This is a genomic window from Ilumatobacter sp. (genome assembly GCF_041688325.1).
Classification (GTDB): domain Bacteria; phylum Actinomycetota; class Acidimicrobiia; order Acidimicrobiales; family Ilumatobacteraceae; genus Ilumatobacter_A.
The window spans coordinates 1-15,615 of sequence record NZ_JBDNIJ010000198.1 but is presented as its reverse complement, the minus strand read 5'-3'; the positions used below and the strand labels follow the sequence as shown (position 1 = coordinate 15,615).

Here is a 15,615-nt window from a genome sequence, read left to right as displayed (position 1 = left end):
GTTGCAGTCAGTGACTGCAACAAGCTCATGAAAACGGCGGGGGCGCCGGTGTATCAGTCGGCGGCTGCGTCGAATTCGGTGCGGATGCGTGTCGATGAAGGCCAACAGATCGGCGCGAGCATTCTCGCCATCGCTTGCTGGCTTGATGACTGTTGCCCACTCGACCATGCCGTCCCAGAATCGGTCGACTCATTTGGATCCGGCGATGGTGCCGCCCTCGAGCGTGCGAAACGTGACGTTACTGAGCTCACCGAGATGGAGGCTGAGCGACCGGACGTGGATCTCCTCATCGGTGCGGATGCGGCCCACAATCTCGGCGCCGAGCGCAGCGTCGGCTGCACGTTCTCCGAAGAGCCCAGGTGTGGTCAGGACGGCCTGAGTCTCAGCGAACCCGATCTCGGCTCGGAACTCGATGATCAGCACGTTGGCAATGAACGACAGGATCTGCTCGATCTCCTCCGAGACTTCGGGGAGGTAGCGAGTCACGTCTTCGCGAGCGAGGCCCGGCTGTGGTTCGACGTCGGGATACGCCTCGGGCCCGAATGCCAGATCGCGTGCGGCAAACCACATCTCGTCGTGGCCTCCGATCCCTTGGTCAGGGATGCCGCCTTCATCGATACTATGTGCTTTGAGCAGGCCTGTGGCGAGGCGATCAATCGCCATCCCGGAGATGTCCTCCACGATGACTGCCTGCAGGTCCGGGACCGGGACCAGCGCAATGAAGGCGCCCCGAGCTTCGATCTTCCCGACGATGGTCAGCGTGTTCCAGAACCGAACGTCGAGTCCGTTGCGGACCAGCACCACCTGCTGTTCGATGTTCGGCAAGCGGTCGCCAGCCAGCAGTGCAGCTGACGCCGGGAACAGTGCCCCGCCTCGCTCGGTGAGCGCTGCTCCCCATGCGTCCATGGCCGCGACTCGGCCAAGCGCACGTGGCGGCTGATACGACCCGTCAACGAGCATGCCGCCGTGCAGGTTGCGGCCCGCGACCGCATGAGGTGCGGCGTACTCGTGCGTTGAAAGCAGGTCGTCACGGTCGAACGAAAGCGGTGAAACGTCAGATGTTGGTGATCGGTTCAGATGTTCTTTGGGAGCTCGGAGAAGGGCAGAACCTTGTCTTGGTTCGGTTCCTTCGGCAAGCCGAGCACTCGCTCACCAATGATATTCCTCTGGATCTGATCGGTGCCCCCGTAGATCGGTGGCGCCTGCGCATAGAGCGCAGAACCGGTGACCATGCCGAGCAGCGGGTTGCCCGTTGCCTCATTGAGTGACTCGCGCTGCGCGTCGGTGTACGCGTGCAGCATGCCGCTCGCTCCGATAATTCCGAGACCCAGGTCGCGAGTGAGGCGCACCATGTCGCTCATCTGCAGCTTCGAGATGTTGGCCATGCCGGGGATATCGTTTCCTTGCTGACGCATCGCCTTCAGGCGCTGTGCGTTGAGGCCACCGATGACGGTCATCGTGTGGAGACGCATCAGGTCTTGGCGGACGTGAGGGTCGTTGATCTTTCCCGAGCTCTTGGCGAAGTCAAACAGCACCGACCTGTTCGGGCGAGTCGCCGCCGTGGCCTGACGGACGTTCTTCTTTGGGTCCCTCGGCTTGACGAGATCTCCGGCGCGACGGTCAAGTTGGCCGGCGATGGTTCCCGGCGCACCGCCCGCTGCTCCACCCGAGCCACCTGAGCCGAGGCCAGCGCGTTCGGCCTGCAGGGTGGTGTTCGTGGCGGCCCAACCGTTGTTCACATCGCCGATCACGGCGTCGACCGGGACTCGGGCGTCGGTGAGGAACACCTCGTTGAACATCGCGTGCCCGGTCATCTCGTACAGCGGGCGAATTTCGACCTCAGGTTGATGCATGTCGATCGCCATCCAGCTGATGCCCTGATGCTTCGGGACGTCGACGTTGGTGCGTGCGATCAGCATGCCCATGTCAGCTGTCTGACCGAGGGAGGTCCAGACCTTCTGACCGTTGATGATCCACTCATCGCCATCACGTTCGGCTCGCGTGCTCAGTCCGGCGAGGTCGGAACCCGCGCCAGGTTCGCTGAACAGCTGGCACCAGGCCTGTTGGCCGGTGACGATGTCGCGAACATAGAGGTCGATCTGCTCTTGGGTTCCGTGCGTCGCGATTGTCGGCGCCGCCAGCAACAATCCGAGGCCGCTGGGCGGGCCAAGCGCACCGAACGAGTCGATCTCGCGCATCACGGCAACCGAGTCGGCTCGGGACAGGCCGAGGCCATACGCCTCGACAGGAAGCAGCGGTGACGACCAGCCAGCAAGGCCGAGCTTCTCCCACCACTGCGCCACGGTGAGGTCCGGGTCCCAGTTTTCCTCGAGCCACGCTCTGACTGCGCCCACCGGGTCAGACGGCGCTGTTCGATCGTGTTTGGTTTCTGTCAGGCTCATCGTGTTCTCCTCGATTGACTTGCAGCTCGATTGGCTTCCGCTACTCATACTTGCAGCTTGGATTACTTGTAGTCTGCAACATTCCACCGGCGGCATCCACTTTGTGTCACTCAATTCCTCCCAGTGGCCTGACACGATGTCGCGATGCTGAGCGACATGGACTTCGTCACCGGACCAATCGAGGTCGTCGGGTGCCACGCCGAGGGCGAGGTCGGCGATGTCATCATCGGCGGTATCGCCCCTCCCCCGGGCGACTCGGTGTTCGAACAGTCACGCTGGATTGCCAACGACGGCCGGTTACGGCAGCTCATCGGCAACGAGCCGCGCGGTGGTGTGTTCAAGCACGTCAATCTGCTCGTCCCGGCAATCGACCCTGCCGCCGACATCGGGTTCATCATTATGGAACCAATGGACACCCCGCTCATGTCAGGCTCCAACGCCATGTGTGTCGCGACGGTGGTTCTCGAAACAGGGATCGTTCCGATGACCGAACCGACCACGACCCTGACACTCGAGGCGCCGGCCGGACTCGTCCACGTCGAGGCAACCTGCGCCAACGGAAAGGTCACCGCTGTCACGATCCGGAACGTCCCGGCGTTCGCGGCGCTACGCGACGTCGCTCTCAACGTTGACGGTGTCGGACAGTTACGTGTCGACACTGCGTGGGGTGGAGACAGCTTCGTCATGGTCGACGCCGCCGACCTCGACATCGACGTCGAACCCGAAAATGGCGCAGAACTCGCTCGGATGGGATCACTCATCACCCGCGCTGCGAACTCGCAGTTGCAGTTTGACCATCCGACGATCGATTGGACACACTTCTCGTTCTGTCAGATCGCCGGTCCGCTCGAACGCTCATCCAATGGGGTGCTTCGGATGACGAACACCGTGGTGGTCGAGCCAGGCAAGCTCGACCGCTCGCCAACTGGCACGGGCGTGTCGGCGCGGATGGCACTCCTTCGGGCGCAGGGAACGATGGACGTCGGAGACCAACTCGTCATGCGATCGGTGATTGGTTCGCAGTTCACTGGTCTGATTGCGGCCGACACGCAGGTGGGCACCGTCGATGCAATCGTGCCGTTGGTGACAGGCCGAGCGTGGCGATACGGAAAGTTCGCCTACCAGACAGACCCGAGCGACCCGTGGCCACTCGGATATCGCGTCAGCGACACCTGGCCGAGCTGAGCGTTCAGTGAACGAGTTTGGCGATCCTGGGAAGCACGCAACGGCGGCCTGAGCATGCGTCCCAGGTGGCGAGGCCACCACTGAGCTCGCGCACGCCTGCAAGACCGTGCAGTTCGGTCGCCATCGCAAGGTCGGCGGCAAGGCGTTCCGGCGTATAAGCAGTCCACTGGCCGGTGTTCTCGGCATCGCTGTCATCGATCCCTGCGCCATCGGCACAGTTCCAACCGTTATCAAGCTTGTTCCGTGAGCGCAGGATCTTGACGCCGCCGGCCACACTCACCAGGATTGTTCCCGGGTGCAGTTGAGGAGCGTCGCCGATCGAGACAGATGTGCTTTGCAGCATGTTCATACGTTTGGTATCGACCGGCTACGAACAAGAGTTGAGCCGCAATTGTGTGGCAATCTCAGCAGATGGCCACCCAGCAGTTCGACATCACCTCACCGCTCTCCCCCGAGGCGGCGTTCGATCGTCTCGTCGACCTGACCCGTGTGAACGAGTGGGATCGGGGCGTAACCAACCCCCGCCAGGTTCACGGCGCCGGGCACCAGGTGGGCTCGCGTTACGAAGTCACTGTCGTGGGATTCGATGGGAAGCCCACCCCCGTTGTCTACGAACTCCTCGAAGTTGACCGCCCAGCGCGCTTCGTGATGGAAGGCGCCAACGCGGTTTTCTGTGCCCACGACGTGATCGCGATTGAGCCGACCGACACCGGCTGCACCGTCACGTACTCGGCTGGGCTTGAACTGCTGGAAGAAAATCCACCGCTGAGTCCAGCGCAGCTCGACAGCCTGTTCGTCAAAGTCGCGGGAGTCGCAGAAGACGGCCTCCGGAGCTACCTGAACCCGTGAACTGTCACACCGAGGTCAGACCTCGGTGTGACGGGGGGCAATCACTGCCGTGCCCTCAATCTCGACCAGTGCCGCGTCGAGGAACAGCGACTGGACACCCACGAGTGTGATCGGGATCAGCGGCAACGGGTTGACTTGTGCGGCTGCGCCGATCCCGGCGAACAGTTCACGCTGCATCGATTCCCTCCAACCGACCACGTACACCACAATTTTGGCGAGGTCGTTGACCCCACCACCGACCCCGATGAGTGCGTCGACCATATTGATCAGCGCCTGCGTTGTTTGACCCGCAAGGCCGTCGGCGAAATTGCCCTCAGCATCAGTGCCGATCGTGCCAGCCAGGTACACCGTCTGGCCCGGCGGGGCGATCGCCGCGTGCGAGAAGCCGGCGGGGGCCGGCAGCCGATCAGAGTTGCGTAGTTCAATAGTCATACATGCTCCTTGTCGTTGCTGTGAGATCGCTGTATTCGGTCGGTCACACCCAGAGGCGGTCGAGAACATCAAGCCAGAGTTGTGTCGTCAGGCGCAGCGATTCCACATCGATCCGTTCGTCGTGCCCGTGGAATCGGCTGAGAAATTCCGGCAGTGTCACGTGATGACTGAGGAGGCCGGCGCCGTATGCCGGCACGCCGCGCTGGCGGAAGAAGCGTCCATCGGTCGCTCCGGTCACGAGGCTCGGTAGCACCGACGCGTTCGGGTACGCCATCTGGATCGCGTCGCTCAGCGCCCCCCACATCGGGGTCTCGGTCGACGAGAGGGCGGTGCCGTTATTCAAATCGTCGCGGATGTGCTCAATGTCGACCGAAGGCAGCAGGTCGGGGCCAATCACTGCACGAAGGTGGGCATCGGCATCGTCTTGGGTTTCGCCAGGCAACAGCCGGATGTCGATGAGGAGTTTCGCAACGTCAGGCACCGTGTTTGATTTGCTGCCCGACCGCATGATGTTCGGGCTGTACGTGGCATGGCAGCAAGAGTGCACGTTGCGTGCAAGGTCAGGCGGGAGTTCGGCGAGCGCATCGTCGATCCGTGCCGGGTCGGTCAGCCGGGCTTCCATGTCGGCGCTGAGGCCGAGCGCTTTGACTCGCGCCGTGAACATGTCATCGATGCGCGGGACGACCTTCGAACTCACGAGTCGGTCGACGATCTTGGCTGCCTTGACGAGTGCGTTGTCGGTCGCATAGGGCATCGATCCGTGGCCGGGCGTTCCGTGCACCACCAGCAGTCGGCCCGCCGAGTGTTTTTCGCCAGTCGTCAGCAGCACAGTGGTCGCGCCGTCTTTCACCGACGGCATACCGCCGTACTCGGTGAGGACGTAATCGCACTTGACGACGTCCCACTGGTGCTCGATGATCGGCGCTGCGCCGAGCACCCCACCGGCTTCCTCGTCGGCCACGGCGAAGTAGACGATGTCGCCCGGGTACCTCGTGCCGGTACGTACGACGTCACGAAATGCGACGAACATTGACGACGTCAGGTTGAGCATGTCGACCGCACCGCGGCCCCAGACTTCGAGCACCCCGTCGGACGACGCGATCAGCTCACCGCCGAACGGATCATGCGTCCACCCGTCAGCGTTGACGGGCACGACATCGGTGTGGCCCATCAGACAGAGCGCCGGTGCGTCTGGGTCGGTGCCCGGATAACGGGCGATGAGCGACGTGCGGCCGGGTTCCGTTTCGATCAACTCGTGATCGAGGCCGAGACCTTCGATCTCGTCGCGGAGCAACGTCGCACTGACCTGCTCGTTGCCTGATTCGGGGCGACCATCATTCACGCACTGGTTCCGGATCAACTGCTGAAGCAGTTCAACCGTCTCCCCCGTCAGGGTGTCGATCGACGTGTGCATGCGTCCACCTTGTCACGTCGCAGGTGCGACGACCCGCTCGGATCAGATCTGCAGACCGGACGTGGCTCCTCCGTCGACGAGGATGTTCGCGCCGGTCACGAAACTGGAGCGCGGGCTGGCGATGAATGCCACCACGTCGGCGACTTCTTCGGGCGTACCGAGCCGACGGAACGGGTTCTCTTTCACGATCGCCTGCCAGAGCTTGCCATTCTCTTCTTGCGCTTTGTCCCAGACACCGCCTTCGAAAATGATGTCGCCGGGCGAGACAACGTTGGCGCGGATGCCACGCCGTGCGACCTCGCGCGACAACGTCTTCATCGCGCTGATCGTTGCGGCCTTGACCCCCGCGTAGGCAGCGATGCGAGGTGCCGCCACGCTCGCAGCTCGCGACCCGATACAGATCACGTTGCAGCCGGCATGGTCGTCCATCCGCTCGAGGCTGGCGCGAACCAGTGCGTCCATGCCGATCAGGTCGACCGCACACGACATCTCCCAATCGGGCCCGGCCATCGCTGACACGTTCGACACGACGATGTCGAGGCCGCCCATCTGGCCGGCTGCCCACTCGACGAACTCGGCCGGCTCACCTTTCACCCCCATGTCTGCGATGTGGTGATGCACAGTGCCCGATGACGACAGGTCAGCTGCAGCCGCAGCGAGGTCGTCGGCATTTCGGGCACAGATCGCGACTTCAGCACCCTCGACGAGGAATGCTCGGACGATGGCGAGGCCGATTCCTTTGCTTGCTCCGGTGACGATGACGCGTTTGCCGCTGAGTTGCAGATCCATGTCGGCGATCGTGCCAGACAGCGCCGCAGCCAAACGACTTCACCCATTGATGCGCCGACCCTTCGGTACGGTTCTGCTGTGGCCCCAGATCAGACAGACCAAGTCGGCGTCGGGCCGCACCCCGAGCCCTGGCCAGCTGAGGCGCACTTCGACCCCGAACTCCTGGCTGCAGGCGACCGTCGAAACGTGCTTGATCGATACCGCTACTGGTCGGTCGATGCAATCGTCGCCGACCTGGACGACCATCGCCACAGCTTCCATGTGGCGATCGAAAACTGGGAGCACGACTTCAACATCGGTTCGGTCATCCGCAACTCCAACGCCTTCCTCGCTCGTGCGGTCCACATCATCGGGCCACACCGTTGGGATCGGAGGGGAGCGATGTCGACGCACCGATACCTCCACCTGCATCACCACGCTGACGTCGAGGCCTTCGTCGCGTGGGCCGCTTCTGCGGGCTTGCCGATCGTGGCGATCGACAACGTCGAAGCATCAGTGCCGATCGAGTCGACAGCCCTGCCTAAGTACTGCGTTCTGCTCTTCGGCCAGGAAGGGCCCGGCGTCTCGGGAGCTGCGCTTGCTGCGGCTCACGCGACCTGTGCGATTACGCAATTCGGTTCGACGCGATCACTCAATGCCGGCGTGGCGTCGGGCATCGCGATGTACGAATGGTGCCGCCAACATGTCCACTCCTGAATGCACTCGGTCGTCGGGGGAATGGGTATTTAGACGAGGCGGGCGCGGCGACTGTCGATGACACCCGTGTTGAAGCCGGCCGAGTGGAGGCCACCACGGAACCTCGCGTGTTCCACCTTTAAGCAGCGGTTTTGCACCACGTCGAGGCCCGCAGTAACTGCCCTGGCCGCCGCTTCTGGATGCTCGAGGCCGAGCTGGAACCACAACGCCGTCGCTCCAACGGCGATTGCCTCGTCGGTAACCGCGGGCAGGTCTTCGACCCGTCGAAACACATCGACGATGTCGGGCACGACTGGTAGGTCGCCAAGCGATGCGTACACGGATTTGCCCATGATCTCGGTCTCACGCGGGTTGACGTAGTACACGTCGAAGTCGGTCGATCCGGCAAGGTATGTCGCGACGAAGTGGCTCGATCGTGACGAGTTCTTCGACATGCCAACGATGGCAATCGACCGAGTGCGCTGCAGGAGGTCAAGGCGATCCTGCATCCGTTCGAGAATGGCAGCCATCAGCGCGCTCCTTGGTTCTGCGTTGCGTTGAGTGCCTGGTCGAGGTCGGCACAGATGTCGTCGGCGTCCTCGAGCCCGACCGAGATACGGACCAGGTCGGCGCTCACCCCCGCTGCCTCCAGTGCATCTTCGGACAGTTGACCGTGCGTGGTCGAACCGGGATGGATCACGAGCGTCCGGCTGTCACCGATGTTCGCGAGGTGACTGGCCAGACGACAGCTCTCGATGAATGTCGATCCGGCAGCGCGGCCGCCCTGCACACCGAAGGCGAAGACCGCACCTGGCCCCTCCGGCAGGTACTTCTGGGAGCGTTCGTACCAAGGCGAATCGGGCAGTCCGCTGTACTTGACCCACGCCACCAGCGGGTGCGCGTTGAGGAACTCGGCGACGATGCGTGCGTTCTCGACGTGTTGTTTCATCCGGAGCGAGAGCGTTTCCATGCCCATCAGGAATAGGAAGGCGTTGAACGGCGTCATCGTGGCGCCGATGTCGCGGAGCTGCTCCGACCGCACACGGGTCAGGAAGCCGTACTCGCCGAAATTTCCCCACCAACTGATGCCGCCGTAACTCGGCATCGGCTCGGTCATCAACGGGAATCGACCGTTGTCCCATGGGAACGTTCCGGCTTCGACGATCGCTCCGCCGATCGACGTGCCGTGGCCGCCGATGAATTTGGTGACCGAGTGGATGACGATGTCGGCGCCGTGTTCGATCGGACGACAGAGAAAGGGCGTTGCCATGGTCGAGTCGACGATCAGCGGCACGCCGACATCGTGCGCGACTTTGGCCAGGCCTTCGAAGTCGGGGATCATTCCGCTCGGGTTGGCGATCACTTCGACGTACACGCACTTCGTCTTGTCGGTGATTGCTGCAGCTACAGCGGCCGGTTCGGGTTCGGCCACGAAGGTGGTCTCCACGCCAAAGCGCCCAAGCGTGACTTCCATGAGCGTGCGAGTGCCGCCGTACAGCTGCGCACTCGACACGATGTGATCGCCTGCGCCGCACAGAGATGCGAGTGTGAGGAACTCGGCGGCCTGACCGCTCGATGTGCCGATCGCTCCGATGCCACCTTCGAGTGAGGCCATGCGTTCTTCGAACGCAGCCACGGTTGGGTTGGAGATGCGCGAGTAGATGTTGCCGTAGGTTTGGAGCGCGAAGAGGTTCGCTGCTTCGTCGGTATCGCCGAACACGAAGGACGAGGTCTGGTAGATCGGCACGGCGCGCGCTCCCGTTGCGGGGTCAGGTCGCCCTCCAGCGTGCACCGCTCGCGTCCGGAAGCCGTACTGCTCATCTCGTGTCATCAGCTCAGTCTGGTCGCCGGAGCCTCGCGACATGTCAACGTTCCGAGAACGGTGTCAACGGAGACACGTCCTAACATCGTCGGCGAGCACCACCGAATAACGACCCTGAACGGACATCATTATGAGCGAAAACGCACAAGCCGCATACGACGCCATCAACGCATTGATCGGGAACGAGCCCGTTGCCGGCGACTGGTTCACTGTCGACCAAGACCGCATCCAGGCGTTTGCTGATGCAACGCTCGACCATCAGTTCATCCACCTCGACCCAGAACGCGCAGCGCAGACACCGTTTGGCGGCACGATCGCCCACGGCTTCCTCACCCTCAGCCTGCTCGTCCATCTGTCAGCAAGCATCCCGACCGACCTCCCGAAGTTGGAGGGCGTCCTGATGGGCGTCAACTACGGCATGAACAAGGTGCGCTTCGTCAACCCGGTCCCGACCGGTTCACGTGTCCGCGCTACGGCCGCGACGGTTGCCGTCGCCATCAAGGGCAACGCCGTCGATCAGACGCGTGCGATGACCGTCGAAATCGATGGCGTCGACAAGCCCGCCCTCGTCGCGGAATGGATCGGGCGCACCGTCTTCACCTGAGACCAGGTTGTCACACTCCGGTCAGACCGGAGTGTGACAAGTTGCGGTCCCGATTTTGCCGAATCTGCCGACGCAGCACTGTGGCCAACATCGAACCCAACAACAAGGTGCTGGCTCCGAAGAGCCAGAGCAGCCGGTAGCTGCCGTTGTCGATGATCGCACCGCCGAGCGCGGGGCCGAGCGCAGCACCGATGAACACGCCGACTTGGCTGACCCCTGTCGCTGCCGCCGGTGCTGACGGGTTATTGCGAACCACCGACAGATTGAACAGCCCTGGCCACGCCCACCCAAATGCGAAGGCCGGAATCGGTGCGAGCACGTACGTGATCGGTACGTCGATCGCCAGAACAAGCATTCCCAGACCGCCGAGCCCGTAGAGCCACACGAGCCGTTGGATTGGCAGCACACCCCACCGGTCGACTTGCCAGCCCTGAATGAGTCGACTCGCCACTCCGACCAGTGACCCGAGGCTCAGCACGAGGCCGGCGGTGCCGGGCCCGAGCCCAGATGCCTCCGCCCCACTCGTGATGAAGCCCACCATCGTGCCGGCGCTTGTCGCCCCGAGGAGTCCGACCATGGCGTAGAGCACAAGCAGTGCCATGCCCAGGTCGGGTCGCGCTGACCGACGATCGCCCGTGGCGTTCGCTCTCGTGTTGAGATCAGATCGACTGCCGCGGTCGGGTGGAAAGCTGAACATCGCTCCAGCTGCCATGATCGCTCCTGCCACGTAGGCCCATTGCCAGCCGATGGTGAGCGCGATGGCTGGCACCGCGACGCCGCCGAGCAACGCCGCGGTTGGCATTCCAGATTGCTTGGCGGCAAGGGCGAATCCCATGCGTTCGCCCTCGATGTGTGTCGTGAGCATCAGGTTGGCCGACGGCTGATTGAGCGCATTGCCCGCTCCTGCAACTCCGAGAAACAAGCAAAACTGCCAGACGTTCCGTGCCAGCACCGCAACGGCGAGCATCGCCACGACCGATGTCGTCAGGCCGACCCGGAATCCTCGGCGCGGTCCGAGTCGCTCGGCGACGCGACCCATTGGAGCAGACAAGACAGCGGCGACCCCGAACGAAGCGCCCATCGCGAGGCCGACATGCGTGGCGGTCAACCCGATGTCTTCACGGAGCTGGACACCGAGCGCCCCGGTCAAAAAGACGGGAAACGCGCTACACATCGTGCCGATCGCGACCACAGGCCAGATCCGCGTTACGCGCTTGCTCAATGCAAACGACCGAGCAACAGCCTGACAGCCAGGCCGCTCGGCAGATCTTCTCCTATGCGGTCCACTGGGCCAACGTACCGGCCACCGAGCAGCGACTCTCCGTTCGCCTGGCGGCTGCGACGTCCCCTTCGCTGGCATGCCACCGATATCTCTAGTTTCCTGACATGGCGACAGCGGTCTTCGATGAGGCGTTCCAGTGGTATTCAGAGCAGTGGGCCCCCGATTTGCCACTCGGTGAATGGTGGGACCGACTCGCCACCGCTGGCTGGTCCTTTCCGAAGTGGCCCGAGGGGTACGGCGGACGCGGCCTGTCAACCGGCGATGCACGCGAGGCCGAGCGGGCGCGGGTCGCCGTCGGCGCCTACGGACCGCCCAAGGGCATCGCCACATTCCTCGTCGCCCCGACGCTGATGTCCTACGGAACACCCGAGCAGCTCGACCGATTCATGCCGGGCATCGTCCGCGGGACCGACATCTGGTGCCAACTGTTCTCCGAGCCCGGTGCCGGTTCCGACCTTGCTGGCCTCGCGACAGGCGCTGTGCTTGACGGTGATGAATGGATCATCAACGGGCAGAAGGTCTGGAACTCAGGCGCGCAGCACGCAAAGTTCGGGATTCTGATGGCCCGGTCCGATCCGGAGCAGCCGAAGCACAAGGGCATCTCGTACTTCATGATCGACATGGATCAACCAGGTGTCGACGTCCGACCGCTGCGCGAGATGACCGGCGACATTGCGTTCAACGAGGTCTTCCTCTCCGATGCGCGCGTTTCCGACGCCAATCGGCTTGGCGAACAAGGTGAGGGCTGGCGGATTGGGATGACGACGTTGTCGCACGAACGCGACCCGGACAACGCCGGATCGGGCAGCGGGTTCGTGTTCGGCGGCTCGGATCTTGGGGGAACGGTCAGCGACTACGTTGCTGCAGTTGGCGGTCACGTCGACGGATTTGCGCTCGCGATGAGCGGCGGTGCCAACAGGCTGCTCGACGGCGTCATCGACGAATTTAATGCTGCGGCTGACCCCGTTCGGCGCCAGCGATTGATGCAGTTGCACACCTTGCGTAAGGTCGCGCGCTGGTCGACCGAACGGTCGATGGCGGCGGTCAAGGCGGGTGGGCAACCCGGCCCCGAAGTGTCGACACTCAAGGTCATCGGTGCCGAGATCTCACGGCGCACGCGTGACCTCGGCATCGAGGCGATGGGTCCAAACGGAATGCTGTCGGGCAACGGCACTCCCACGGGCAGGCAGTTCTACGCCTACTGCATGTTCACACCGGCGATGTCGATCGCCGGGGGGAGCGACGAGATCAACCGCAACATCATCGGTGAGCGCGTACTCGGCTTGCCGAGGGAACCCGGCGAGGCCGAACAGCGCAGCCAACCCTGGTCGGCGCTCCCCCGCAACTGAATCGGTGGACCTGAAAACGGTGGAACATGCAGGTTTTCGCCCTCCTGCACGGTCAATTTGTCTGTCAATGTTCCGTCAAAGTGCTTGTTTTTTGCTGCTCACTCGGCACACAGTGATGTTCTTCGGGACAGAACGGACGATCTGTGGCAGGGACAGAGTGATGATCTGAGGACAAAACGTCACACAACGTGACGATTTGAGAACTTCAACCTCTCATTCATCCTTCGGGACAACATCCTGTATTACAAAAGATCGGGCGGACACAACATGAAATTTTCAAAAGTAGCTCTTGGCGGAGTGTCACTCCTTGCGGCTGGAGCACTGATTGCTACTGCTGTCACGGCCTCACAAGCAAAACCTATCAGCGTGCAATTCTTGATGAGTGCGGAGATGCTGGAGCAGCAGGCTTTTGCCGGCACCTATGTCACCGGTGGTGCTACTTCAACGATCAACGGCAGTGTCCTCGCCGGAACGTATGTCACCACTGGTGTGAGCGCAGCGATCAAAGGCAGCGCGAATGCCGGAACTGCCACCACGCTCGGAGCGAGTTCGACCGTCGCAAGCAATGTTCGGTCTGGTACCGCCACCACCCTTGGTGCCGGCGCCGCCGTCACCGGCAGCGTCACGTCTGGAACCGACACCACATTCGGAGAGGAGGCGACCTCTGGCGGTAACCAGTCTGGAATTGCCAATTCGAACGTCACTGCCATCGCTAGCGGGCAAGAAGAAGTTCTCAAAGCACAAGAATTTCTTGGCCTCTTTGGCGCAGGCACAACAATCGTCCCCGGAAATATCGCCGCCGACACGACGTTCACCGCCGGCACGTACGGAGTCGCAGGGTTGCTGACGGTAGCTGCAAACACAGTTATCACGCTCGATGCCAACCACCAGAACAGCGAGTTCGTCTTCAACATCAGTAGCTATCTGACATTTGGTGAGGGCGTGACGATCAATGTGATCAACGACGAAAAAGACGGTAAGAAAGTCCATGTCAGTGTGATCTGGAATGCCACTGGCGGTTACGTCAGCTTGGGCGCTGGAGCGAATATTATCGGTACTATTTTGGCCAAGGGCTACGTGAGCACCGGAGCGCTTTCCACGCTCAGTGGTGCTCCTGGCAACATCTGCGGCGGCGCCATCTACTCTGCAACTTCGTACATTTCCATCGGCGCAGGTGCCACCGTCGGCGCAGGCGTTGGCTGCATAACCCCGCCGCCATACGTTGCACCTGTCATCCCGAAGGGCTAGCGGGTCGATGACGGCGAGTCGAAACACTCGCCGTCATCGTTCCTGAGGGCTTCGAGACCGAAGAGGCTCAACTACACAAGACCGCCCACCTGGCGATGCTCCACCCGGATCAACCTCCAGCTCGCCGCGAAGTGACCGTGGACGCTGAGGCGACCATCGTGCGCGCCGTCCTGGCGTATCGGTGGGTCGTCGCCGTCGATTTTTTGACGTTCCTCGGCAGAAGCGGCTTGCGCCGCGGCGTGTTTATTGCGACAATCATTTTGTCATTACAGGCTGAGATTCCGCCGCGATGGTCTGCCACCGGCTGTCCTCAACCGAGCGCCGATCGCGCCCTCGGCCACGCCCCGGGGCCAGGTCTGGACGATGCCCCGATCGTGCTCCGGGCGAGTCTCGGCCTGCCGACAGGTTGACGCTGGTCCGCTCACCAGTCGACTCGCGTTCAAACTTGGCGACCACACCGAAGATCGAAAAGTCGTGCACAAATCGATCGCGCACTTCGGCCTTGTGACCAGTGGGAATGTCAGTGCTGAGTAAATTACTTCGTCATTGTCTTGCCATTTTCTTGACAATATGTGCAGACTGAAAGGTAGAAAACAGAACTGGCGGTCTGTGGGTGTCCTCAAACTCATTCTCTGAGTGTGTGGAGTTGCGGTCTCAGGATGTCACTCACATGCAGCTTTGGACGACACCAGGTTGTCCGTCCCAACGAAAAGACAATCACCACATGAAACTCTCCAAACGTCCTCTTGTTGCCGCATCGCTGCTCGCTGCAGTGTCGCTGCTCGCTGCTTCGAGTGGCGTCCAAGCACAGCAGCATCCAGTACCGCCAACGCCTCTGGGCCTGGCGGGTCAGCAAATCTTTGCTAACAACTACGTCAGTGCTGGCACAGACTCAATAATTAACGGCAACGTGCTGACCGGGTCGTACCTGACTGTTGGCGCGGATTCAAAGATCGACGGCGACACGGTGGCCGTAGCCGCCACCACACTCGGCGCCGGTGCCGAGACGCTCGACCTCTGGTCTGGAACCGCCGTAACACTCGGCGCTGGTTCTGGTGCCAAAGTTGTTCGTCATGGAACAGCCTTCACGAGAGGCGCTGCCGCCACAACCGCAGCTGTTTCTGGCGGCGAGCCCACACCGCAAATCCATGGGGAGCAGGGCGACGCTGCATCCTGGCAAACTGGCCTCACGGCCTTGCCACCGACTCAGGTTCTCGTCCCCGGCAGTATCGCCGCTGATGTGACCTACTCTCCTGGCGTCTACCAGACCGCAGGCTTGCGGACGTTCGCTGCCGACACCATCATCGAGCTTGATGCTGATGACAAAGACGCTGAGTTCGTCTTCAACATCAGTAGCTACCTGACCTTCGGTGCTCGTGTAGAGGTCAAAGTCATCAACCAACTTCCCGGCAAAAATGTCCGTGTGATCTGGAACATTGCTGGCGGCTACGTCGCTGTAGGCGCTGGAGCAAACATCGTCGGCACCGTGATAGCGAAGAGCTACGTCAGCATCGGCGCCAACGCCACGATCCGTGGCATCGCCGATTTGATTTGTGGCGGCGCC

17 protein-coding genes are annotated in these 15,615 nt (G+C 62.2%); 8 read left to right on the top strand and 9 right to left on the bottom strand.

Features of this window, described 5'->3' with window-relative positions; genetic code table 11:
• Positions 1-189: 189 nt before the first annotated feature.
• Both ACH2EI_RS11995 and ACH2EI_RS11990 read right to left on the bottom strand, forming a co-directional pair.
• Positions 190-960: a hypothetical protein gene (locus ACH2EI_RS11995; protein WP_395160158.1), complete on the bottom strand. Its 771-nt coding sequence runs from the start codon at positions 958-960 to the stop codon at positions 190-192.
• A 113-nt stretch (positions 961-1,073) separates the two neighbouring features.
• Positions 1,074-2,402, bottom strand: a complete 1,329-nt coding sequence (locus ACH2EI_RS11990; RefSeq protein ID WP_395154085.1) for an acyl-CoA dehydrogenase family protein — start codon at positions 2,400-2,402, stop codon at positions 1,074-1,076.
• A gap of 144 nt (positions 2,403-2,546) precedes the next feature.
• Here ACH2EI_RS11990 and ACH2EI_RS11985 point away from each other — a divergent pair, with 144 nt between their 5' ends.
• A complete protein-coding gene (locus tag ACH2EI_RS11985; protein WP_395154084.1) occupies positions 2,547-3,587 on the top strand; it encodes a proline racemase family protein in 1,041 nt (346 codons plus the stop codon).
• A gap of 4 nt (positions 3,588-3,591) precedes the next feature.
• Here the strand turns inward: ACH2EI_RS11985 and ACH2EI_RS11980 are convergent, their stop codons facing one another.
• A complete protein-coding gene (locus ACH2EI_RS11980) occupies positions 3,592-3,930 on the bottom strand; it encodes a hypothetical protein (protein WP_395160156.1) in 339 nt (112 codons plus the stop codon).
• 68 nt (positions 3,931-3,998) lie between these two features.
• Between ACH2EI_RS11980 and ACH2EI_RS11975 the strand changes: the two genes are divergently transcribed.
• A complete protein-coding gene (locus ACH2EI_RS11975) occupies positions 3,999-4,436 on the top strand; it encodes an SRPBCC family protein (RefSeq protein ID WP_395154082.1) in 438 nt (145 codons plus the stop codon).
• Between the two features lie 15 nt (positions 4,437-4,451).
• Here the strand turns inward: ACH2EI_RS11975 and ACH2EI_RS11970 are convergent, their stop codons facing one another.
• The 3 genes from ACH2EI_RS11970 to ACH2EI_RS11960 are packed head-to-tail and all read right to left on the bottom strand — an operon-like array spanning position 4,452 to position 7,071.
• On the bottom strand, positions 4,452-4,868 hold the full coding sequence (locus tag ACH2EI_RS11970) for a RidA family protein (protein WP_395154081.1): 417 nt from the start codon (positions 4,866-4,868) through the stop codon (positions 4,452-4,454).
• Positions 4,869-4,911: 43 nt separating this feature from the next.
• Complete coding sequence (locus tag ACH2EI_RS11965; RefSeq protein ID WP_395154080.1) at positions 4,912-6,282, bottom strand: M20/M25/M40 family metallo-hydrolase; 1,371 nt, start codon at positions 6,280-6,282, stop codon at positions 4,912-4,914.
• Positions 6,283-6,324: 42 nt separating this feature from the next.
• Entirely contained in the window at positions 6,325-7,071 is a 747-nt protein-coding gene (locus ACH2EI_RS11960; protein WP_395154079.1) for an SDR family NAD(P)-dependent oxidoreductase, read from the bottom strand.
• A gap of 78 nt (positions 7,072-7,149) precedes the next feature.
• On the opposite strand from ACH2EI_RS11960, the gene ACH2EI_RS11955 reads away from it, so the two are divergent.
• Complete coding sequence (locus tag ACH2EI_RS11955; RefSeq protein ID WP_395154078.1) at positions 7,150-7,767, top strand: TrmH family RNA methyltransferase; 618 nt, start codon at positions 7,150-7,152, stop codon at positions 7,765-7,767.
• A gap of 29 nt (positions 7,768-7,796) precedes the next feature.
• Here ACH2EI_RS11955 and ACH2EI_RS11950 read toward each other — a convergent pair whose 3' ends face one another.
• The gene (locus ACH2EI_RS11950; protein WP_395154077.1) at positions 7,797-8,276 is read right to left on the bottom strand and encodes a CoA-binding protein; all 480 of its coding nucleotides are present in this window, start codon (positions 8,274-8,276) and stop codon (positions 7,797-7,799) included.
• Positions 8,276-9,577 carry an O-acetylhomoserine aminocarboxypropyltransferase/cysteine synthase family protein gene (locus ACH2EI_RS11945; protein ID WP_395154076.1) on the bottom strand — a complete coding sequence of 434 codons (1,302 nt, stop codon included), beginning with the start codon at positions 9,575-9,577 and terminating at the stop codon, positions 8,276-8,278. The genes ACH2EI_RS11950 and ACH2EI_RS11945 overlap by 1 nt, the downstream gene beginning before the upstream one ends.
• A gap of 121 nt (positions 9,578-9,698) precedes the next feature.
• On the opposite strand from ACH2EI_RS11945, the gene ACH2EI_RS11940 reads away from it, so the two are divergent.
• Positions 9,699-10,172: a MaoC family dehydratase gene (locus tag ACH2EI_RS11940; protein ID WP_395154075.1), complete on the top strand. Its 474-nt coding sequence runs from the start codon at positions 9,699-9,701 to the stop codon at positions 10,170-10,172.
• A 10-nt stretch (positions 10,173-10,182) separates the two neighbouring features.
• Here ACH2EI_RS11940 and ACH2EI_RS11935 read toward each other — a convergent pair whose 3' ends face one another.
• Positions 10,183-11,394, bottom strand: coding sequence for an MFS transporter (locus ACH2EI_RS11935; protein WP_395154074.1), 1,212 nt, complete (start codon positions 11,392-11,394; stop codon positions 10,183-10,185).
• Positions 11,395-11,558: 164 nt separating this feature from the next.
• Here ACH2EI_RS11935 and ACH2EI_RS11930 point away from each other — a divergent pair, with 164 nt between their 5' ends.
• From ACH2EI_RS11930 to ACH2EI_RS11915, 4 genes are all read left to right on the top strand, one after another.
• Complete coding sequence (locus ACH2EI_RS11930; protein ID WP_395154073.1) at positions 11,559-12,803, top strand: acyl-CoA dehydrogenase family protein; 1,245 nt, start codon at positions 11,559-11,561, stop codon at positions 12,801-12,803.
• A 267-nt stretch (positions 12,804-13,070) separates the two neighbouring features.
• Positions 13,071-14,051, top strand: a complete 981-nt coding sequence (locus tag ACH2EI_RS11925; RefSeq protein ID WP_395160154.1) for an ice-binding family protein — start codon at positions 13,071-13,073, stop codon at positions 14,049-14,051.
• A 137-nt stretch (positions 14,052-14,188) separates the two neighbouring features.
• Positions 14,189-14,461: a hypothetical protein gene (locus tag ACH2EI_RS11920; RefSeq protein WP_395154071.1), complete on the top strand. Its 273-nt coding sequence runs from the start codon at positions 14,189-14,191 to the stop codon at positions 14,459-14,461.
• Between the two features lie 314 nt (positions 14,462-14,775).
• Positions 14,776-15,615 (top strand): ice-binding family protein (locus tag ACH2EI_RS11915; RefSeq protein WP_395160152.1); only part of this gene is annotated, 840 nt, incomplete at its 3' end.

Bases quoted from the DNA above. Each gene is read 5' to 3' on its own strand.
- ACH2EI_RS11995 (WP_395160158.1), bottom strand. From the start codon at position 960: ATGCTCGTTGACGGGTCGTATCAGCCGCCACGTGCGCTTGGCCGAGTC.
- ACH2EI_RS11990 (WP_395154085.1), bottom strand. From the start codon at position 2,402: ATGAGCCTGACAGAAACCAAACACGATCGAACAGCGCCGTCTGACCCG.
- ACH2EI_RS11985 (WP_395154084.1), top strand. From the start codon at position 2,547: ATGCTGAGCGACATGGACTTCGTCACCGGACCAATCGAGGTCGTCGGG.
- ACH2EI_RS11980 (WP_395160156.1), bottom strand. From the start codon at position 3,930: ATGCTGCAAAGCACATCTGTCTCGATCGGCGACGCTCCTCAACTGCAC.
- ACH2EI_RS11975 (WP_395154082.1), top strand. From the start codon at position 3,999: ATGGCCACCCAGCAGTTCGACATCACCTCACCGCTCTCCCCCGAGGCG.
- ACH2EI_RS11970 (WP_395154081.1), bottom strand. From the start codon at position 4,868: ATGACTATTGAACTACGCAACTCTGATCGGCTGCCGGCCCCCGCCGGC.
- ACH2EI_RS11965 (WP_395154080.1), bottom strand. From the start codon at position 6,282: ATGCACACGTCGATCGACACCCTGACGGGGGAGACGGTTGAACTGCTT.
- ACH2EI_RS11960 (WP_395154079.1), bottom strand. From the start codon at position 7,071: ATGGATCTGCAACTCAGCGGCAAACGCGTCATCGTCACCGGAGCAAGC.
- ACH2EI_RS11950 (WP_395154077.1), bottom strand. From the start codon at position 8,276: ATGGCTGCCATTCTCGAACGGATGCAGGATCGCCTTGACCTCCTGCAG.
- ACH2EI_RS11945 (WP_395154076.1), bottom strand. From the start codon at position 9,577: ATGACACGAGATGAGCAGTACGGCTTCCGGACGCGAGCGGTGCACGCT.
- ACH2EI_RS11940 (WP_395154075.1), top strand. From the start codon at position 9,699: ATGAGCGAAAACGCACAAGCCGCATACGACGCCATCAACGCATTGATC.
- ACH2EI_RS11930 (WP_395154073.1), top strand. From the start codon at position 11,559: ATGGCGACAGCGGTCTTCGATGAGGCGTTCCAGTGGTATTCAGAGCAG.
- ACH2EI_RS11925 (WP_395160154.1), top strand. From the start codon at position 13,071: ATGAAATTTTCAAAAGTAGCTCTTGGCGGAGTGTCACTCCTTGCGGCT.